Below are 18,372 nucleotides of genomic sequence, written 5' to 3'. Positions count from 1 at the left end.
GACCTTAACGAGGAGGTCGACGTGCGCGCGGTGGTGCTGCGGGAGTTCGGGACGGCGGCGTGCCTGCGCCCGGAAGAGGTGCCCGCGCCGGCCGAGCGGCCGGGCGAGGTGCGCGTCCGGGTGCGCGCGAGTGCGCTGAACTGGCACGACGTCCTGGTCCGGCAGGGCCGCTACGGTTCGCCGTTGCCGCACATCATCGGAGCCGACGGCGCGGGAGTGCTGGACACCGGCGAGGAAGTGGTGATCCTGCCGTCGCTGTCCTGGGGTGCCGGCGACGCCGCGCCGGCCCCGGGCTTCGAGATCCTCGGCGACCACCGGCCCGGCACGTACGCCGAGGCGGTGTCGGTCCCCGCCGGGAACGTCGTCCCCAAGCCCGCCGGCTACAGCTGGGCCGAAGCGGCGGCCCTTCCCCTGGTCGGCGTGACCGCGTTCCGGGCCCTGTTCACGCGAGCCGGGCTGCGCGGCGGCGAGTCGCTGCTGGTGCTCGGTGCGGGCGGGGGCGTCGCCACGACGGCCGTGCTGCTGGGCTCGGCCGCCGGGGCGACCGTCTGCGTGACGTCGTCGTCGGAGGCGAAGATCGAGCGGGCGCGGGGGATCGGCGCCGCCGCGGGCGTCCGGTACACCGAGCCCGACTGGGCCGCCGCGGCGCGGGCGCTCTCCCCGGCTGGGGAAGGGTTCGACGTCGTCCTCGATCCCGTCGGGGCCTGGCAGGACTCGCTGCGGGCGCTGAAACCGGGCGGCCGGCTGGTCGTGCTCGGGGCGTCGCGCGCCGAGCGGGTGCCGCTCGACGTCCGGTCGTTCTACTTCGGACAGTTCAGCCTGCTCGGCACGACCATGGGCAGCCCCCGCGACTTCGCCGCGCTGCTGGCTTTCCTGGCCGAGCACGACGTCCCGCCGCCGGTGCTCGACCGGACGTTCCCGCTCGACGAGGCCGCGGCCGCGCACGAGCACCTCGAACGCGGCGACGGCTTCGGCAAAGTCACCCTGACGCACTGAAGGAGCACACATGCCGGACCTGGTGCGCTACCGGATCGACGACCGGGGCGCCGCCTGGGTGACCCTCGACGACCCCGGGACCCGCAACGCGCTGAGCGATGAGCTCCTCGACGAACTCTTGGCCGCGCTGGAGAACGCGCGGGACGACGACGCGGTGCGGGTCGTCGTGCTGACGTCGTCGCACGAGCGGATCTTCTCCTCGGGCGGCAACCTGAAGGCGTTCGCCGACGACCGGCCGCCGATCGCCAAGTACGCCGGGCTCGACCGGTTCCCGCGGCTGTTCAAGCTCATCGCCGCGCTCGGCAAGCCGGTGCTCTGCGCGGCCGGCGGCGACGTGCTCGCCGGGGCGTTCGGCCTGGCTCTCGCCTGCGATCTGGTGCTGGCCAGGGAGTCCGCGCGGTTCGGCTGCCCGGAGATCAACGTGGGTGCCTTCCCGTTCATGATCTCCGCGCTCATCTTCCGCAACGTCGGCCGCCTGAAGGCCAACGAGCTGATGATGCTGGGGGACACCGTGTCCGCCGCCGAAGCCGCGGCGCTCGGCGTCGTCAACAAGGTCGTGCCCGACGCCGAGTTCGAGGAGACCGTGCGTACGTGGGCCCATCGCGTCGCCGGGAAGTCGCCCCTGCTGATGAAGCTGGGCAAGAACGCGCTGGACTCGACGCGGGACCTGGAGCTCGGCAAGGCGCTCGACGTCCTGCAGGCGCAGCTCGCGCTCGCGTTCACGACGGAAGACCTGGTCGAAGGCGTGCGGGCGTTCCGGGAGAAGCGTGAGCCGGACTGGCAGCGGCGTTGACGGTTTGGTCTAACCATATTATCGTTGAGCCAGAATCGCCGAGATCGAGGATGATCGCCGATGATGACGGTCCACGACCGCTACTCCGCCGAAGAAATCCGGCAGTACTACGCGACCGGCCGCTGGCGCCGGGACACCCTCGCCGACCTGCTGGACGCGCAGGCGGCCGAGCGTCCGGACAAGGTCTTCCTGACCGACGACACGGAATCCCTGACGTTCAAGGGGATGCGGGACAGCGTGCTGCGGCTCGCGATCGGCCTGCGGCGCCAGGGTGTCCGCGCGGGGGACCGCGTCTGCGTCCAGCTGCCGAACTGGGTCGAGCTCGTGCAGGCCGCGGCGGCGCTCTCGCGCCTCGGCGCGATCATGGTGCCGATCATGCCGATCTACCGGCGCGACGAAGTCGGCTTCATCGCTCAGAACGCCGGTGCGCGGATGGCGATCACCGCCGAGACGTTCAAGGCGTTCGACTACGCCGGCATGTACCGCTCGCTCGACCTCGAGCGGGTGGTCGTGGTCCGCGGGTCGGGCGGGACCCCGTTCGAGTCGCTGTTCGCCGACGTCGACCCGGACGAGGCGGCGGCCGAGCTCCGCCCCGCCGCGGACCCCGACGCCCCCTTCGTCATCGTCTACAGCTCCGGGACGACGTCGCGCCCCAAGGGCTGCGTCCACACGTTCAACACCATGGCCTGCGGGTCCCGGCTGCTGGCGAAGGCGTTCGGCTACACCGCGGACGACGTCCAGTTCGGCCCGTCGCCGATCACCCACACGACCGGCCTGGTCACCAGCGTCTTCCTGCCGCTGCTGCACGGCGCCGGCTCGCACCTCATGGCGGCTTGGGAGCCCCGCGCCGGCGCGGAGCACATCCGCCGGTTCGGCTGCACCGCGGCGGTGACCGCGACGACGTTCCTGCAGATGCTGATGGACGTCTACGACCCGGCCGAGCACGACGCCGGCAGCATGCGGCTCTGGGTCGCCGCCGGCTCGCCGATCCCGGGCACCTTCGTCGAACGCGCGCGGCGGCTGCTGCCGGACTGCCGCGTCCTCAGCCTCTACGGCCGTTCCGAGAACCTGACCACGACGACGTGCACGGTCGACGACGACCCGGCGCGGCCGGTGACGTCCGACGGCCGGGCGCTGCCGGGCAGCGCGGTGAAGATCGTCGATGAACTGGGCGAAGAAGTACCGCGTGGCACCGAAGGCGACATCGCCTACCGCGGCCCGACGCACATGCTCGGCTACCTCGGCAACCCCGCCGAGACCGCCGCGCTGGCCACGCCCGACGGCTTTTCCCGCTCGGGCGACCTCGGGGTGATGGACGCCGACGGCTATGTGCGCGTCACCGGGCGGCTCAAGGACATCGTGATCCGCGGCGGGATGAACATCAGCGTCCGGCAGATCGAGGACCTGCTGGCCGGGCACCCCGCCGTCGCGGCGGTCGCGGTCGTCGGCATGCCGGACGAGCGGCTGGGGGAGCGGATCTGCTGCTACCTGGTGCCGCGGCCGGGCCGGGTGGTCACGCTCGACGAGCTCAAGGCGTTCCTGCTGGGGCAGGACCTGGCGATCCAGAAGCTCCCGGAACGGCTGGAAGTGGTCGAGCGGCTCCCGATGACCGCGACCGGCAAGATCCAGAAGCACGTGCTGCGCGCGGACATCGCCGAGAAGGTCAAGCTCCCGGCGTGAGGGTGGCGACCGCGGCGCGGGCCCGGATCACGGGCTCGCCGCCGCGGGCCGCGACCAGCTCCAGTTCGGCGCGGTCACCGTCCACAGTGGTCACCTCGCCGGTGAACCGCAGGACGTCGCCGAGGAAGACCGGCGCCACGAACCGCACCTCCAGTTCGCGCACGTGCTCCACGCCCGCCCAGTCGCTCAGCCACGCCGCGAGCATCCCGGCGTGCAGCTGGCCCATGGCGAGCACGCCGGGAAACCCGGCCGCCTCGGCGAAGGCGGGGTCGTGGTGCAGGGGGTTGAAGTCGCCGCCCGCGCCCGCGAACCGGACGACGTCGGTCTGGGTCACCGGGCCGATCTCGCGGGCCGGCACCCGCTCGCCGACCGTGACCCGCACCGGTGTCCTCATGCGTCCGCTCCTCGCTCGATCAGGGTTTCCCGCACCAGGACGACACTCTCGCCCGCCGCGTCGACGTAGTCGGTCTCCAGGGTCACGATCCGCAGCGCGCCCTTGCGCCGGTCGCCGGTGACGCGGCGGACGCCGTGCAGCCGGTCGCCGGCGAGCAGCGGACGGCGGTAGGTCCACTTGACGGAACCGACCACGACGCGTTCGAACGCCAGTCCGAGCTTGTCGACGAAGCCGCGCTGGTCGCGGTGGTGCCCGGCGACCACGACGTGGGTCGGCGTCGCCGGCACTCGCGCGAAACCCGCGTCCCGCGCCGCCGCTTCGCTGACGTGGACGGGGTCTTCGGCGAACGTCGCGCGGGCGAACTCCAGGATCTTGCCCTGCTCGACGTCGAAGGTGACCTCGTCGACGAAGTCCGGTGTCACAAGCCCTCCCGTTTTGGTCTGACCTATATTAACATCGGACCGTAGAATCACGAAGGAGTGCTGATGGATCTCGCGGACTCACCGGCGGAGGCCCGGTTCCGGGCCGAGATCAGGAAGTGGCTCGCGGACGCGCTGCCGCTCCTGCCCTGGCCGGAGCCGCCGGACCTCGAAGGCAAGCTGCCGTTCTGGCGGCAGTGGCAGACCCTCCTGGTCGACGCCGGGTACGCCGGGCTGTCGTGGCCGAAGGAGTACGGCGGCCAAGGTGCGGACGAGAAGCTGCGCGCGATCTTCACCGAGGAGACCGACCGCGCGGGCGCGCCGGAGCGGCTCAACATCATCGGCGAGGACTTCGCCGGCCCGACCATCGCCGGCTTCGGCACGGACGCGCAGAAGGAGCGGTTCCTCCGGCCGATCCTCACCGGCGCCGAGATCTGGTGCCAGCTGTTCTCCGAACCCGACGCGGGGTCCGATCTGGCGTCCCTGCGCACCAAGGCCACGAAGGCCGACGGCGGCTGGCGGATCCAGGGCCAGAAGATCTGGACCAGCCGCGCCCAGCTCGCGTCGCACGCGATCCTCCTGGCCCGCACCGGCGGCGGCCCGCGGCACAAGGGCATCACGTACTTCCTGCTGCCGATGGACAGCCCCGGTGTCACGGTCCGGCCGCTCGCGCACATGCTCGGCGAGGCCGAGTTCAACGAGGTCTTCCTCGACGACGTCTTCGTGCCGGACGACCTGGTCGTGGGGGAGGTGGACGGCGGCTGGCGCGTCGCGATGGGGACGCTGGGTCACGAACGGGTCGCCATCGCCACCGGCCGCGTCAACACCAAACGCGCGGTGGAAGACATCATCACCGACATCGCGGGCCGGACCGGGCCGGACGGCCGTCCACTGGGGACGGACCCGCGGATCCGCCAGCGCGTCGCGGACCTCTACGGCCGCGCGCTGACGCACTACCTGATCGGCCAGCGCGTCATCACCCAAGCCAGCGAAGGCGCACCGCCGGGGCCGGTGACGTCGATCGGGAAGCTGTACTTCTGCCCGCTGGTCGAGGACCTGGCCGACTTCCGGCTGTCGCTCGAGCCGCTGGGCGGGCAGCTCGGCCTCGACGAAGAGCCGGACGCGCGCTGGCTGCGGCTGGCCTACCAGGCCCGCGGCACGGCGATCGCCGGCGGGTCGACCTTCATCCAGCGCAACATCGTCGCCGAGCGCATGCTCGGCCTGCCGAGGAGCTGACGTGTACACCTGGACGCCGACCGACGAGCACGTCGAGCAGGCCAACGTCACCCGGCTCGGGCGGGCGCACGGCCTGGCCTCGATCGCCGAGCTGCGCGCGGCCTCGGTGGCCGACATCGGCTGGTACTGGGACGCGGTCGTGCGGGACCTGGGGCTGCCGTTCCGCAAGCCGTACGACCGGGTCGTCGACCTCTCGCGGGGGATCGAATACCCGGACTGGTTCGCCGGCGGCGAGCTGAACATCGCCGAAGCCTGCCTGGACCGCTGGGTGGCCTCGGCCCCCGACCGGACCGCGGTGGTGCACGAAGCCGAGGACGGCACCGTCCGGACGTCGACCTTCGCCGAGCTGGGTGCGGAGGTCGCGCGGGTGGCGGCCGGGCTGCGGGCGCTGGGAATCGGCCGCGGCGACGCCGTCGGGCTGTTCCTGCCGATGATCCCCGAGGCCGTCGTCGCCTGTTACGCCGTGGCGCGGGTGGGTGCCGTGCTGGTGCCGCTGTTCTCCGGGTTCGCGCCCGCCGCCGTCGCCGCCCGGCTGCGGGACGCCGACGCGAAGGCGGTGATCGTCGCGGAGGGGACGGTGCGCCGTCGCCGGGAAGTCGCGATGAAACCGTTGCTGGACGAGGCTTTGCGGTCGTGCCCGTCGGTGCGGCACGTCGTCGTGGTGGGAGAGCCCGGCTGGGGGCTGCCCGAGGGCGAGCCGGTCGCGGCGGAACCGATGGCCGCGACGGACACGCTGCTGCTCGCCTACACCTCCGGGACCACCTGCAAGCCCAAGGGCGCGGTGCACACGCACGCCGGGTTCCTCGTGAAGACGGCCAGTGAAGTCGCGTACTCGTTCGACGTCGGCGCGGACGGCGTCTTCTGCTGGATCACCGACATGGGCTGGATCATGGGCCCGCTGTCGATCTTCGGCACGCACGCCAACGGCGCGACCCTGGTGCTGTACGAGGGATCCCCGGACGTGCCGGACCTGGACCGGTTGTGGCGCCTGGCCGAACGCCACCGCGTCACGATGCTCGGGGTGTCGCCGACGCTGATCCGGACGCTGCGCACGTCGTCGCCGGAGTCGTTCGACCTGTCCTCGGTGCGCACGCTGGGCTCGACCGGCGAGCCGTGGGACCCGGACTCGTACGACTGGCTGGCCGCGGAGGTCTTCGGCGGCCGCGTCCCGATCATCAACTTCTCCGGCGGCACCGAGGTCGGCGGCTCGTTCCTGGCGCCGTACCCGGTCGAGCCGATCCGCAGCTGCTCGCTGGGCGGCCCGTCGCTGGGCATGGACGTCGACGTCGTCGACGACGCCGGGCGCCCGGTCCGCGGCGAGGTCGGCGAGCTGGTGTGCCGCCAGCCGTGGCCGGCGATGACGCGCGGGGTGTGGAAGGACGACGAGCGCTACCGCGAGGCGTACTGGTCGACGTTCCCCGGGATGTGGCGCCACGGCGACCACGCGATCGTCGACGCCGACGGCCAGTGGTTCCTGCGCGGGCGGTCCGACGACGTCATGAACATCGCGGGCAAGCGCCTGGCCCCGGCCGAGGTGGAGGCGGTCCTGACGGCACACCCGGCCGTCGCGGAGGCCGCGGCGGTCGGCGTCCCGGACCCGAAGAAGGGCGAGACCGTCTGGGCGTTCTGGGTGCCGCGCACCGGCGCGCCGGTCGCCGACGACGTCTCGGCGGAGCTGCGCGACCTGGTCGCGGCCGAAGTCGGCAAGCCCTTCGCGCCGAGCCTCGTCCGGCAGGTGACGCAACTGCCCAAGACCCGTTCGGCGAAGATCCTGCGCCGCGCGGTCCGCGCGGCCGCGCTCGGCCAGGACCCGGGAGACCTGTCCGGCGCGGAGAACCCCGAAGCCCTGGACGCAATCCGCGCCGCAGTCGCCGACAGGCATCACGCGTGACTGGAGGGGCATCACCCGTGTCTGGAGGGGCATCACGCGTGTCTGGAGGGGCATCACGCGTGATTGGCGGGGCATCGGCGTGATGCCCGCTCAATCACGTGTGATGCCCGTCTGATCACGCGTGATGCCTGCTCAATCACGCGTGTGGGGTTCCCCCTGGGGCCGGACACCTTGATTCCAGACAGTGGTCTGGAGGGAGGATGTCCTGGTGCCTCACAGGTCGAAATATCCGGAGCAGTTCCGCCGCGACGCGATCGAGCTGGCCAACTCGAGTGACCGGCCGCTGCGGCAGATCGCCCGGGAACTCGGCATCAACCACGAGACCCTGCGCTCCTGGGTGAACACCGCCAACCAGGCCGCCGAGGCCGGGCCGCCGGCAGAGGACCCGGCTGAGGCCCAGGAACTGCAGCGGTTGCGCAAACGAGTCGCTGAGCTGGAGAAAGAGAAGGAGATCCTGCGCAAAGCAGCCGCCTATTTTGCGCGCGAGATGGATCGATGACCTACCGCTATCGGTTCATCTCCGAACACCGCACCGAGTTCGGTGTGCAGGGTTGTGCCAGGTCCTGGGGCTGCGCCGGCAGGGCTTCCACGAGTGGGTCGCCGCCGAAACAGCCCGGGCCGCGTCAGCGGAAGCGGAGGCCAAGCTGGTCGCACTGATCACCCGGATCCACGCCGAACATCGTGGTGCCTACGGCGTCCCGCGGATCACTGCGGAGCTGCACCGCCGCGGCCACCTGGTGAACCACAAGCGGGTCGAGCGGCTGATGCGCGAGCACGGCCTGGCCGGGCTCACCCGCCGCAAACGCCGCACCCTGACCCGCCCCGCGGCCAGCCCGGTGGCACCGGGCGGTGATCTGATCCGCCGCGACTTCACCGCGACCGCGCCGGGCCGGCGCCTGGTCGGGGATATCACCTGCCTGCCCACCTTCGAAGGCTGGCTCTATCTGGCCACTGTCATCGACTTGCACACCCGCGAGGTCGTCGGGCATGCCATGGCCGACCACATGCGCACCGACCTGGTCTGCCAGGCGATCGACCTCGCGACCGCCCGCGGCCTCATCCAGCCCGATGCGGTGTTTCACTCCGACCGCGGGGTTCAGTACACCTCGGGACAGTTCCGGGCCGCCCTGGTTGAGCGCCGGATCCGGCCTTCGGTGGGGCGGGTCGGATCGTGTTACGACAACGCGGTGGCCGAGGCGTTCTTCGCGACGTTGAAGACCGAGATCGGCGCCACGATCTGGCGCACCCGCGCCCAGGCCCGCCAGGACGTGTTCGCCTATCTGGGCTACTACAACCACAAGAGGCTGCACTCCACCATCGGCCAGAACACCCCGGTCGAAGCCCGAACCGTCTACTACGCTCAAGCCCCAGCTGCCTAATACCCCGTGTCCGCCTCACCGGGGCAACTCCACGTGATGCCCCGTGGGTCACGAGTCTTCGACGAGGATTTCTGTGCGTTCGTCTACCTGCAGGACTGCTTCGGCGTATGCGTGGACGTGGCGGCCCATGCGGCGGACGGCCGCGTCGGGGTCCTGGGCGCGGATCGCGTCGGTGATCGAGCGGTGGGCGCGGACCGTCGTCTTGCGGACCTCCGCGTCGACGAACTCCTCGTTCTCCGTCGCCGCGTAGATGGCGCGGGACAACGCGGTCATCAACCCGGTCAGCAGCTCGTTGTGGCCGGCCGTCGCCACTCCGACGTGCCAGTCCACATTGGCCTGCAGGAACTGCGCCAGGCTGCTGGACGAGTCCGCGATCGCCGTGTTCGCCGCCTCCAGCCGGTCCAGGTCCGCGTCCGTGCGGTTGCGGGCCGCCAGCCGGGCGCAGAACGGCTCGATCGCCTCGCGGGTCTCCAGCAGGTCGGCCAGCCGGATCTGCTGACCGCGGATCAGCAGGCTGACCGACGACGCCACGGAGTCCTGCCCCGGCCGCTGGACGAACGCGCCGCCCGCCCGGCCGGTCTTGATCCGGACCAGGCCCTGGACCTCGAGGATGCGCAACGCTTCCCGCACCGTGGTGCGGCTCATCGCGGTCTGGACGACCAGCTCGCGCTCCGGGGGCAAGGCGGTGCCCTCCGGGTACTCGCCGGTCAGGATGCGCTCGCGAAGTTCGTTCGCGAGCACGTCGGAGGCCTTCGGCACCTCCATCGGAGGGAGCCGGACCGACGATCGGACGGTCTTCGGCTCCTGCGCGCGAGCGCCCGTCATGTGGTTCTCCCAACAAGTGGTCTAACGGTCTGACCTAAGTTACCATTTCGGCGGTATCGTCCGCGATGCAGTGAAGCATCAAACGGCACCGGACTCCGGGAGGCGCGGGCATGCGGTGGACCCTGACCGAGGACCAGGAACTGTTCCGGGACTCCTTCAAAGGCTGGCTGGGCCGGTTCGCCCCGGCGGACCGGGTGCGGAGCTGGCTGGAGGCCGGCGATCCCACCCCGTTCGAACGGCGGTTCGTCGAAGAAGGCTGGTTCACCGTCGGCACGGCGGAAGAAAACGGTGGCCAGGGCGGCGGCCTGGTGGAGCTCGCGCTCGCCGCCGAAGAGCTGGGCCGGTCCGCGGCGCCGTCGGCCGCCTGGCTGGCCGCCGTCCTGGCGGCACCCTTTTTGTCCGGAAAGCCGGAACTGGCGGCCGCTTCCCTGGAGGGCGGCGAATTCGCCGTCCTCGCCACGGGTGCCGATCGCCCGCCGGACGTCGACGGCGGGGAAGGGCGGTACGTCCTCGCCGGCGATCGGGCGCGCCGGTTCCTGGTTCCGGACGGCGACCGGATGCTGCTCGCCGAAGCTTCGGCCGTGCCCCGGAAACTCCTGGACCGCAGCCGGTCGGTCGCCGACCTGACGGTGACGGCGAGGGAGACGGTGGTTGCCTCCGGTGCGCGGGAATTGCGGCGTCAGGCGGCTTTGAGGGCCGCGGTGCTCGTCGCCGCCGACAGCCTCGGCGCGGCGGAACGGATGCTCGGCCTCGCCGTCGAATACAGCAAGCAGCGACACCAGTTCGGCGTCCCGATCGGCTCGTTCCAGGCGGTCAAGCACGCCGCCGCGACCATGCTGGTGGACGTCGAGGCCGCGCGCTCGCTCGTCTACTACGCCGCCGCGTCCGTCGAAGCCGCTCACGAAGACGCCGTCCTGCACGCGGCCGCGGCCAAAGCCCAGGTCTGCGCGGCCGCGGAGCGCGTCGCCGACAGCGCGCTCACCGTCCACGGCGCGATCGGCTACACGTGGGAGCACGACCTGCAGCTGTTCTACAAGCGCGCCAAGCTGAACAACCGCCTGTTCGGTGGTCCCGACGTCTGGAACGAACGGCTCGCCGCCGCCCTTCCGCTGGTTCCGGTGGCCTAGCTATTTGGTCAGTCCTTTTGTATAGTCGGTCCATACAAGGAGTAGCGGGAGACTTGCTGTGGACTTTGAGCTGACCGAGGACCAGACCACGATCCGCACGGCGGTGGCCGAGCTGGCGGGCAAGTTCGACGACGACTACTGGCTCGCCAAGGACGAGGCCCACGAGTTCCCGAGGGAGTTCTACGACGCCTTCGCCCAGGGCGGCTGGCTCGGGATCACCACGCCGGAGGAGTACGGCGGCCACGGCTTCGGCATCACCGAAGCGTCGCTGCTGCTGGAAGAAGTCTCGGCGTCCGGTGGCGGGATGAACGCCGCGAGCTCGATGCACCTGTCGATCTTCGGCATGCACCCGGTGATCGTGCACGGCTCGGAAGAGCTGAAACGCCGGACGCTGCCCCGGATCGTGACCGGCGACCTGCACGTCTGCTTCGGCGTCACCGAACCCGAAGCCGGCCTCGACACCACGCGGATCACGACGTTCGCCCGCCGCGACGGCGACCACTACGTCGTCAACGGCCGCAAGGTCTGGATCTCCAAGGCGATGGAGTCCGAAAAGATCCTGCTGCTGACCCGGACCACGAAGCTCGAGGACGTCGGGAAGAAGACCGACGGGCTCACGCTGTTCCTCACCGACCTCGACCGCGCGCACGTCGACATCCGGCCGATCCGCAAGATGGGCCGCAACGCCGTGACGTCGAACGAGCTGTTCATCGACGACCTGCGCGTCCCCGTCGAAGACCGCGTCGGCGAAGAGGGCGAGGGCTTCAAGTACATCCTCGACGGCCTCAACCCCGAACGGATGCTCGTCGCCGCCGAAGCGCTCGGCCTCGGCCGGGCCGCGCTGAAACGCGCGGTCCGCTACGGCAACGAGCGCGAGGTGTTCGGCCGGCCGATCGGGATGAACCAGGGCCTGCAGTTCCCCCTGGCCGACTCGCTCGCCCGGCTCGACGCCGCCGAACTGGCGCTGCGCAAGGCGACCTGGCTCTACGACAACGGCAAACCGTGCGGCCGCGAGGCGAACACGGCCAAGTACCTCTGCGCCGACGCCGGGTTCCAGGCCGCCGACCGCGCCCTGCAGACCCACGGCGGCATGGGCTACTCCGAGGAGTACCACGTCGCGCGGTACTTCCGGGAAGCCCGGCTGCTCAAGATCGCCCCGCTGAGCCAGGAGATGGTCCTCAACTACCTCGGCTCGCACGTCCTCGGCCTCCCCAGGAGTTACTGATGTTCCGACTCGACGGCCGCGCCGCCCTGGTCACCGGGGCCGGCGGCGGAATCGGTGCCGCCGTGGCGAAAGCGTTCGCCGGCGCCGGCGCGAAGGTCCTCGTCACCGACATCGACGAGCGGGCGGCCAAGACGACCGCGGAAGCCATCGGCGCGGAGTACTGCGCCCTCGACGTCCGTGACGCGCGAGCCGCGGCCGACGCGGCCCGCCAGGCGGCGGCCCTGGCGGACGGGACCGTGCACATCCTGGTCAACAACGCGGGCGCGATCGCCCCGGCGATGTTCCCCGACCTCACCGAGGAGGCGTTCCGGCGGATCCTCGACATCCACGTCGTCGGGAGCTTCGTCTGCAGCAAGGCGGTCCTGCCGTACCTGCCGGACGACGGGACCGGCCGGGTCATCAACGTCACCTCGGCCGCCGGCCTGACCGGCACCATCGGGCAGGCCAACTACGGCGCCGCGAAGGCCGGGATCATCGGCTTCACGAAGTCTCTGGCCAAGGAGCTGGCCCGCCGCAAGGTGACCGTGAACGCCCTCGCGCCGCTGGCCGCGACGGCGATGACCGAGAACATCCGCGGCAACGAGAAGCTCGCGGCGAAGACCCTCGCCCGCATCCCGCTCGGCCGCTGGGCCGAGCCGGACGAGATCGCCGGCAGCTTCGTGTTCTTCGCCTCCGACGCCGCCGGGTACATCACCGGCCAGGTGCTGCCGGTCGACGGCGGGACGGTGATCTGATGCGCCACGGACGGGAAGTCGTCATCGCCGAAGCGGTGCGGACGCCGATCGGGAAGTCCCACCCCGAGCGCGGCTGGTACCGCGACACGCACCCGAACGCGATCCTGGGCGCCTGCTACACCGAGCTGCTGACCCGGGGCGGGATCGCGCCGGACGTCGTCGAGGACCTCGTGATCGGCTGCACCGCGCCCTTCGGCGAGCAGTCGCGCAACATCGGCCGCAACGCCTGGCTGCAGGCCGGCTACCCGCCCGAGGTCCCGGCCGTGACGCTCGACCGCCGGTGCGGTTCCGCGCAGACGGCCATCGAGATGGCGGCCGGGCTGGTCGGCACCGGGACGCACGACGTCGTCATCGCGGGCGGCGTCGAGCACATGGGCCACGTGCCCATCGACTCGCCGGTGAAGCTCCAGGAGCTCTACGGCGACCCGTGGCCGGCGGAGCTGCGCGAGCGGTACTCCTTCGTGCACCAAGGCGAAAGCGCCGAGCTGATCGCGGACCGCTGGGACCTCGGGCGGTCCGAACTGGACGAGTTCGCCGCCCGGTCCCACCGGCTGGCCACCGAAGCCGGGGAAGCCGGCCGGTTCGACGCCGAAATGATCCCGCTCGACCTGGCCGGGGAGGTCCGCCGCGGCGACCAGTGCGTCCGACCCGGCACCACCACCGAGACCCTGGCCGGCCTGAAACCCGCTTTCCGCAAGGAGAACGGCCGGATCACGGCGGGCAGCTCGTCCCCGATCTCCGACGGCGCCGCCGCGGTCCTGCTGGCCTCCCGCGACGCCGCCGGGCAACACGGCCTGCGCGTGCGGGCCCGGATCGTCGACCAGCTCACGGTCGGCGTGGACCCGGTCATCATGCTCACCGGGCCGATCCCGGCCACGCGCAAGCTGCTGGACCGCAACGGCATGGCCGTCGGCGACATCGATCTGTTCGAGGTCAACGAAGCGTTCAGCTCCGTCGTCCTGGCCTGGGAGCGCGAGCTCAAGCCGGACATGGACCGCGTCAACGTCAACGGCGGTGCCATCGCCCTCGGCCACGCCGTCGGGGCGACCGGCGCCCGGCTGACGGCCACGCTCGTCGCGGAGCTGGAACGCCGGGACGCCGAGTTCGGCCTCGTCACGATGTGCTGCGGCGGCGGGCTCGGCACCGCGACGCTGATCCAGCGGATCGGCGCATGATCGACCTGGGCGCCTTCGTCCGGCCCGGCGACGGCGTCTGGTGGAGCCAGGCGAGCGCCGAGCCGACGCCGCTCGTGCACGCCCTGCTCGACCAGGCGGACGCGCTCGGCCACGTGCGGGCGTTCTGCGGCCTCAGCTGGGACGAACGCCTGACGCGGCACCTGCCGGAGAGCGTCACGCTGTCGTCCTACGGCGCACTCGGCGACCTGCGGAAGCTCAGCAAGGCCGGCCGGCTCGACGTCGTCCCCTGCCACTACTCGGCCCTGCCGAGCCTGTTCGCCGAAGGCGCCCTGCCGTCCGACGTCGGGTTCGTGCAGGTGTCCTCGCCGGACGCCGGCGGGACGTGCTCGCTCGGCGTCGGCGTGGACTACATCGCCGATGCCCTCGCGCACACGCCGGTGCTGATCGCCGAGGTCAACCGGCGGATGCCGGCGACCACCGGGACCCCGCGCATCCCGCTGAGCCGGTTCGCCGCCGTCGTCGAGACCGACCGGCCCCTGGCCGAGGCCCCGATCCGCGCGGCCGACGACGTCGAGCTGGCCATCGCTCGGCACGTGGCCGAGCTGGTCGAGGACGGCGACACCCTGCAGCTGGGCGTCGGGTCGCTGCCCACCGCCGTGCTCGACGCGCTGGCCGGGCACCAGGACCTCGGCGTGCACTCCGGGATGATCTCCGACGGCGTGCTGCGGCTCGTCGAGAAGGGCGTGCTCACCGGCGCCCGCAAGGAGATCGACCGCGGCGTGATCGTCACCGGCGCGGCGCTGGGCAGCACCGAGCTCTACGAGCGCCTGCCCGAGCTGCCGGTCGAGTTCCGGCCCGCGAGCTACACCCACGCCCCGCACATCCTGGCCCGGCTGCGCGCGTTCGTCTCGGTCAACTCGGCGATCGAGGTCGACCTGACCGGGCAGGTGGGCGCCGAGCTCCGCCGCGGTGTCCACATCGGAGCCGTCGGCGGGCAAGCCGACTTCTCCCGCGCGGCCGCGCGTTCGATCATCACCGTGCGCGCCCGCTCGGGTGAGCACTCCACGATCGTCCCGCGCCTGCACGGCCCGGTCACCACCGGACGGTCCGATGTGGACCACGTCGTGACCGAGTACGGCGTCGCGCACCTGCGCGGCCGTGACCTGACCGAGCGGACGAAGCGGCTGGCCGCGATCGCGGCGCCCGAGTTCCGCGAAGACCTGCTGAAGGGGAAGAAATGAGGCCGGACAGCGTGCGGGTCCGTGAAGTCGGGCCGCGCGACGGGTTCCAGAACGAACCCGAGCACATCCCGACCGGCGAGAAGGTGCGCCTGATCGACGCACTCGGCCGCACCGGCCTGAAGCGCATCGAGGTCGCCAGCTTCGTGCGACCCGACGTCATCCCGCAGCTGGCCGACGGCGTCGAGGTCCTGAACCGGATCGACGTCCCGGCCGACGTGCGGCTGATGGTGCTGATCCCCAACAGCCGCGGCCTGGACAACGCGCTGAAGGTGCGCGAGAAGTTCCACGAGGCCGCTCTCTTCGTGTCCGCTTCGGAGACGCACAACAAGAAGAACGTCAACCGCACGGTCGCCGAGACGATGGCCGACAACGACAAGATGGCCGCGCGGATCCGCGCCGAGGGCCTGGACTGCGCGGCCGTCATCGCGACGTCCTTCGGCTGCCCCTACGAGGGCAAGGTGGAGCTGGACCGCGTGCTGGGCCTCGCCGAACGGTTCGCCGCGGCGGGCGCCACCGAGATCGGCTTCGGCGACACGACCGGCATGGCGAACCCCGCCTACGTCTCGGAGTTCTTCACCGCGGCGCTGGACCGGCTGCCCGGCGTCGAGGTCACCGCGCACTTCCACAACACCCGCGGGCAGGGCCTGGCCAACGCCTACGCGGCCCTCGAAGCCGGGTGCGCGAGCTTCGAGTCGAGCTTCGGCGAACTGGGCGGCTGCCCGGTCCCGCCCGGCTCCACCGGCAACATCGCGACCGAGGACCTGGTGAGCATGTTCCACGAGATGGGCGTGGCGACCGGCCTGTCGCTGCCCGGCCTCATCGACGCCGCGCGGGCCGCGCAGGACGTCCTGGGCCGCAAGCTCACCAGCCACTCGATCGTCGCCGGCCCCGTCAACTGGAACTGAGAGAGGAAACCCCCATGAGCAACCGCGTCGCCCTCGTCACCGGTGGTGCGCAGGGCATCGGACAGGGCATCGCGCTGGCCCTCGGCGAGCACGGCCACCGCGTCGCCATCGCCGACCTCAACCTCGAGGCCGCGCAGGCCACGGCCGACCGGATCACCGAAGCCGGCGGTCGCGCGCTCGCCGTCCGGACCGACATCACCGACACCGCGTCCGTGCAGGCCGCCGTCAAGACGGTGACCGAGGAGCTCGGCCCGGTCGAGATCGTCGTCAACAACGCCGGCTGGGACGACTTCATGAAGTTCGTCGACACCGACGAGGACTTCTGGGACCGCATCCTCGACATCAACTTCAAGGGCGCGCTGCGGGTGATCCGGACGGTCGTCCCGGGCATGATCGAGCGCGGCCACGGCCGGGTGATCAACATCGGGTCCGACGCCGGGCGCGTCGGCTCGTCGCTGGAAGCCGTCTACTCGGGGGCCAAGGGCGGCATCATCGCCTTCACCAAGACCCTCGCCCGCGAGGTCGCGACCAAGGGCGTCACCGCCAACACCGTCTGCCCGGGCCCGACCGACACCCCGGCGTTGCGCAAGTTCGCCGACAGCTCCGGCCAGGACGCCGACAAGGTGCTCGGCGGCATGGTCCGCGGGGTCCCGATGAAGCGCCTCGCGCAGCCGGCGGACGTCGCCGCCGCCGTCGCGTTCTTCGCCTCCGACGCGGCCGGGTACATCACGGGGCAAACGCTTTCGGTCAGCGGCGGATTGACCATGGCATGAGCGTGGACTGGAAGGAGGTGGGGTCCTATGAGGACATCCGCCTCGACCACAGCGGCGACGGGATCGCCAAGATCACGATCTGCCGCCCGGAGGTGCGCAACGCCTTCCGGCCGCAGACGCTGGTCGAGATCTCCGACGCGCTCGACGCCGCCCGCGAGGACACCTCGATCGGCGTGATCATCCTGACCGGTGAGGGCGAGCTGGCCTTCTGCTCGGGCGGGGACCAGCGCGTGCGCGGCGACACCGGGTACGTGTCCGAGCCCGGGCGGCCGGGCCGGTTCCACGTCACCGACCTGCACGTCCAGCTCCGGCGGCTGCCCAAGCCGGTGGTCGCGATGGTCGCCGGGTACGCGATCGGCGGGGGACAGGTGCTGCAGCTGGTGTGCGACCTGGCCATCGCCGCCGACAACGCCCGCTTCGGGCAGACCGGCCCGCGGGTCGGCTCGTTCGACGGCGGGTTCGGCGCCGGGCTGCTCACCCAGGTCGTCGGTGCGCGCAAGGCCAAGGAGATCTGGTTCCTGTGCCGCCAGTACGACGCCCACCAGGCCCTGGAGATGGGCCTGGTCAACACCGTCGTCCCGCTGGCCGACCTGGAGACCGAGACCGTCAAGTGGTGCCGGGAGATGCTGGCGCTGTCGCCGTTCGCGTTGCGGATGCTCAAGGCAGGCTTCCACGCCGCCGAAGACGGCCTCGCCGGGATCCAGCAGCTCGCCCACGACGCCAACCTGCTCTTCTACGCCTCGGAAGAGGCCAAGGAGGGCCGCGAGGCGTTCAAGGAGAAACGCGCCCCCGACTTCGCGCGGTTCCCGCGCCGCCCCTGAACCCGTCCACTGTGGAGGAAGACCATGACTGACGCCGTCGGCGCCCGCGAAGCCGGTCCCGGCATCCGCGTGCTCACCCTGGCCCACCCGCCGGCCAACGCCCTCGGCCTGCCGATCATCGACGGGCTGAACGCGGCCCTGGACGCCGCCGGCGACGCCAAGGTCATCGTGGTCGCCTCCGAGGTGACCGGGTTCTTCGCCGCCGGCGCCGACATCAAGCACATGTCCGGCATCGACGCGGCGTCGTTCACGGCCTACGGCGACCGGTTGCGCGGGGTGCTCGACCGGCTGGCCGCACCCGAGCGCGTCACGATCGCCGCGGTCGACGGGCTCGCCCTGGGCGGCGGCCTGGAGCTGGCCATGGCCTGCACGCTGCGCGTGGCCGGCGCCGACGCCCGGTTCGGCCTGCCCGAGGTGAAGCTGGGCCTCATCCCCGGTGCCGGCGGCACGCAACGGCTCCCGCGGCTGGTCGGCCGGGGCCGGGCCCTGGACATCATGCTCACCGCCCGGCAGGTCCCGGCCGCCGAGGCGCACGCGATCGGCCTGGCCGACCGGCTCGTCGACGCGGGCAAGGCGGAGGCGGCCGCCCTGGAGCTGGCCGAGAAGCTCGTCACGCTGTCGCGGCCGGCGTTGAGCGCGGTGATCCGCACCGTCGACGCCGCGTTCGACCTGCCGCTGGAGGAGGGCTTCCGCTTCGAGGCCGAGCAGGAACAGGACCTCTTCGAAGCGGGTGAGGCGCGGGAAGGCCTCGCCGCGTTCCTCGCCAAGCGCCCGCCGAAGTTCGCCTGAGGGGGAGC

The 18,372-nt window shown here is 71.6% G+C and carries 19 protein-coding genes; 16 read left to right on the top strand and 3 right to left on the bottom strand.

The window, feature by feature from the left end:
- Positions 1-21: 21 nt before the first annotated feature.
- The 3 genes from ACZ7PG_RS05295 to ACZ7PG_RS05285 are packed head-to-tail and all read left to right on the top strand — an operon-like array spanning position 22 to position 3,469.
- On the top strand, positions 22-996 hold the full coding sequence (locus tag ACZ7PG_RS05295) for a zinc-binding dehydrogenase (protein WP_470237846.1): 975 nt from the start codon (positions 22-24) through the stop codon (positions 994-996).
- A 10-nt stretch (positions 997-1,006) separates the two neighbouring features.
- Positions 1,007-1,789, top strand: a complete 783-nt coding sequence (locus ACZ7PG_RS05290; protein ID WP_470237845.1) for an enoyl-CoA hydratase/isomerase family protein — start codon at positions 1,007-1,009, stop codon at positions 1,787-1,789.
- A 60-nt stretch (positions 1,790-1,849) separates the two neighbouring features.
- Entirely contained in the window at positions 1,850-3,469 is a 1,620-nt protein-coding gene (locus tag ACZ7PG_RS05285) for an AMP-binding protein (protein WP_470237844.1), read from the top strand.
- On the opposite strand, the gene ACZ7PG_RS05280 is transcribed toward ACZ7PG_RS05285, so the two are convergent.
- Positions 3,453-3,863, bottom strand: a complete 411-nt coding sequence (locus tag ACZ7PG_RS05280) for a MaoC/PaaZ C-terminal domain-containing protein (protein ID WP_470237843.1) — start codon at positions 3,861-3,863, stop codon at positions 3,453-3,455. The two genes, ACZ7PG_RS05285 and ACZ7PG_RS05280, sit on opposite strands and share 17 nt — an antisense overlap.
- Entirely contained in the window at positions 3,860-4,285 is a 426-nt protein-coding gene (locus tag ACZ7PG_RS05275; protein ID WP_470237842.1) for an FAS1-like dehydratase domain-containing protein, read from the bottom strand. Before ACZ7PG_RS05275 ends, ACZ7PG_RS05280 begins: the two co-directional genes overlap by 4 nt.
- Before the next feature lie 63 nt (positions 4,286-4,348).
- Here ACZ7PG_RS05275 and ACZ7PG_RS05270 point away from each other — a divergent pair, with 63 nt between their 5' ends.
- The 4 genes from ACZ7PG_RS05270 to ACZ7PG_RS05255 all read left to right on the top strand — a co-directional run bounded on the left by ACZ7PG_RS05270 (position 4,349) and on the right by ACZ7PG_RS05255 (position 8,788).
- Positions 4,349-5,518, top strand: coding sequence for an acyl-CoA dehydrogenase family protein (locus ACZ7PG_RS05270; RefSeq protein ID WP_470237841.1), 1,170 nt, complete (start codon positions 4,349-4,351; stop codon positions 5,516-5,518).
- Position 5,519: 1 nt separating this feature from the next.
- Entirely contained in the window at positions 5,520-7,409 is a 1,890-nt protein-coding gene (locus ACZ7PG_RS05265; RefSeq protein ID WP_470237840.1) for an AMP-binding protein, read from the top strand.
- A 208-nt stretch (positions 7,410-7,617) separates the two neighbouring features.
- The gene (locus tag ACZ7PG_RS05260) at positions 7,618-7,908 is read left to right on the top strand and encodes a transposase (protein WP_470237839.1); all 291 of its coding nucleotides are present in this window, start codon (positions 7,618-7,620) and stop codon (positions 7,906-7,908) included.
- Complete coding sequence (locus tag ACZ7PG_RS05255) at positions 7,886-8,788, top strand: IS3 family transposase (RefSeq protein ID WP_470237838.1); 903 nt, start codon at positions 7,886-7,888, stop codon at positions 8,786-8,788. Before ACZ7PG_RS05260 ends, ACZ7PG_RS05255 begins: the two co-directional genes overlap by 23 nt.
- A 48-nt stretch (positions 8,789-8,836) precedes the next feature.
- Here the strand turns inward: ACZ7PG_RS05255 and ACZ7PG_RS05250 are convergent, their stop codons facing one another.
- On the bottom strand, positions 8,837-9,613 hold the full coding sequence (locus ACZ7PG_RS05250; protein ID WP_470237837.1) for a FadR/GntR family transcriptional regulator: 777 nt from the start codon (positions 9,611-9,613) through the stop codon (positions 8,837-8,839).
- A 110-nt stretch (positions 9,614-9,723) separates the two neighbouring features.
- Here ACZ7PG_RS05250 and ACZ7PG_RS05245 point away from each other — a divergent pair, with 110 nt between their 5' ends.
- Genes ACZ7PG_RS05245 through ACZ7PG_RS05205 form a run of 9 tightly spaced genes read left to right on the top strand, consistent with a single transcriptional unit; the run spans position 9,724 to position 18,364 of the window.
- A complete protein-coding gene (locus tag ACZ7PG_RS05245; RefSeq protein ID WP_470237836.1) occupies positions 9,724-10,740 on the top strand; it encodes an acyl-CoA dehydrogenase family protein in 1,017 nt (338 codons plus the stop codon).
- 58 nt (positions 10,741-10,798) lie between these two features.
- Positions 10,799-11,965, top strand: a complete 1,167-nt coding sequence (locus ACZ7PG_RS05240; protein ID WP_470237835.1) for an acyl-CoA dehydrogenase family protein — start codon at positions 10,799-10,801, stop codon at positions 11,963-11,965.
- On the top strand, positions 11,965-12,699 hold the full coding sequence (locus ACZ7PG_RS05235; RefSeq protein ID WP_470237834.1) for an SDR family NAD(P)-dependent oxidoreductase: 735 nt from the start codon (positions 11,965-11,967) through the stop codon (positions 12,697-12,699). Before ACZ7PG_RS05240 ends, ACZ7PG_RS05235 begins: the two co-directional genes overlap by 1 nt.
- Complete coding sequence (locus tag ACZ7PG_RS05230; RefSeq protein ID WP_470237833.1) at positions 12,699-13,874, top strand: thiolase family protein; 1,176 nt, start codon at positions 12,699-12,701, stop codon at positions 13,872-13,874. The genes ACZ7PG_RS05235 and ACZ7PG_RS05230 overlap by 1 nt, the downstream gene beginning before the upstream one ends.
- The gene (locus ACZ7PG_RS05225; protein ID WP_470237832.1) at positions 13,871-15,076 is read left to right on the top strand and encodes an acetyl-CoA hydrolase/transferase family protein; all 1,206 of its coding nucleotides are present in this window, start codon (positions 13,871-13,873) and stop codon (positions 15,074-15,076) included. Before ACZ7PG_RS05230 ends, ACZ7PG_RS05225 begins: the two co-directional genes overlap by 4 nt.
- Positions 15,073-15,981, top strand: coding sequence for a hydroxymethylglutaryl-CoA lyase (locus ACZ7PG_RS05220; RefSeq protein WP_470237831.1), 909 nt, complete (start codon positions 15,073-15,075; stop codon positions 15,979-15,981). The genes ACZ7PG_RS05225 and ACZ7PG_RS05220 overlap by 4 nt, the downstream gene beginning before the upstream one ends.
- Before the next feature lie 14 nt (positions 15,982-15,995).
- Entirely contained in the window at positions 15,996-16,754 is a 759-nt protein-coding gene (locus ACZ7PG_RS05215; RefSeq protein WP_470237830.1) for an SDR family NAD(P)-dependent oxidoreductase, read from the top strand.
- The gene (gene menB / locus ACZ7PG_RS05210) at positions 16,751-17,575 is read left to right on the top strand and encodes a 1,4-dihydroxy-2-naphthoyl-CoA synthase (RefSeq protein WP_470237829.1); all 825 of its coding nucleotides are present in this window, start codon (positions 16,751-16,753) and stop codon (positions 17,573-17,575) included. The genes ACZ7PG_RS05215 and menB overlap by 4 nt, the downstream gene beginning before the upstream one ends.
- Positions 17,576-17,599: 24 nt before the next feature.
- Positions 17,600-18,364 (top strand): enoyl-CoA hydratase-related protein, encoded by a 765-nt coding sequence (locus ACZ7PG_RS05205; protein ID WP_470237828.1) that lies wholly within the window; start codon positions 17,600-17,602, stop codon positions 18,362-18,364.
- Positions 18,365-18,372 lie beyond the last annotated feature (8 nt).

Source organism: Amycolatopsis sp. NPDC114504, from assembly GCF_055633595.1.
The sequence above is the reverse complement of the archived record's forward strand: the minus strand, read 5'-3'. Positions and strand labels throughout refer to the sequence as shown.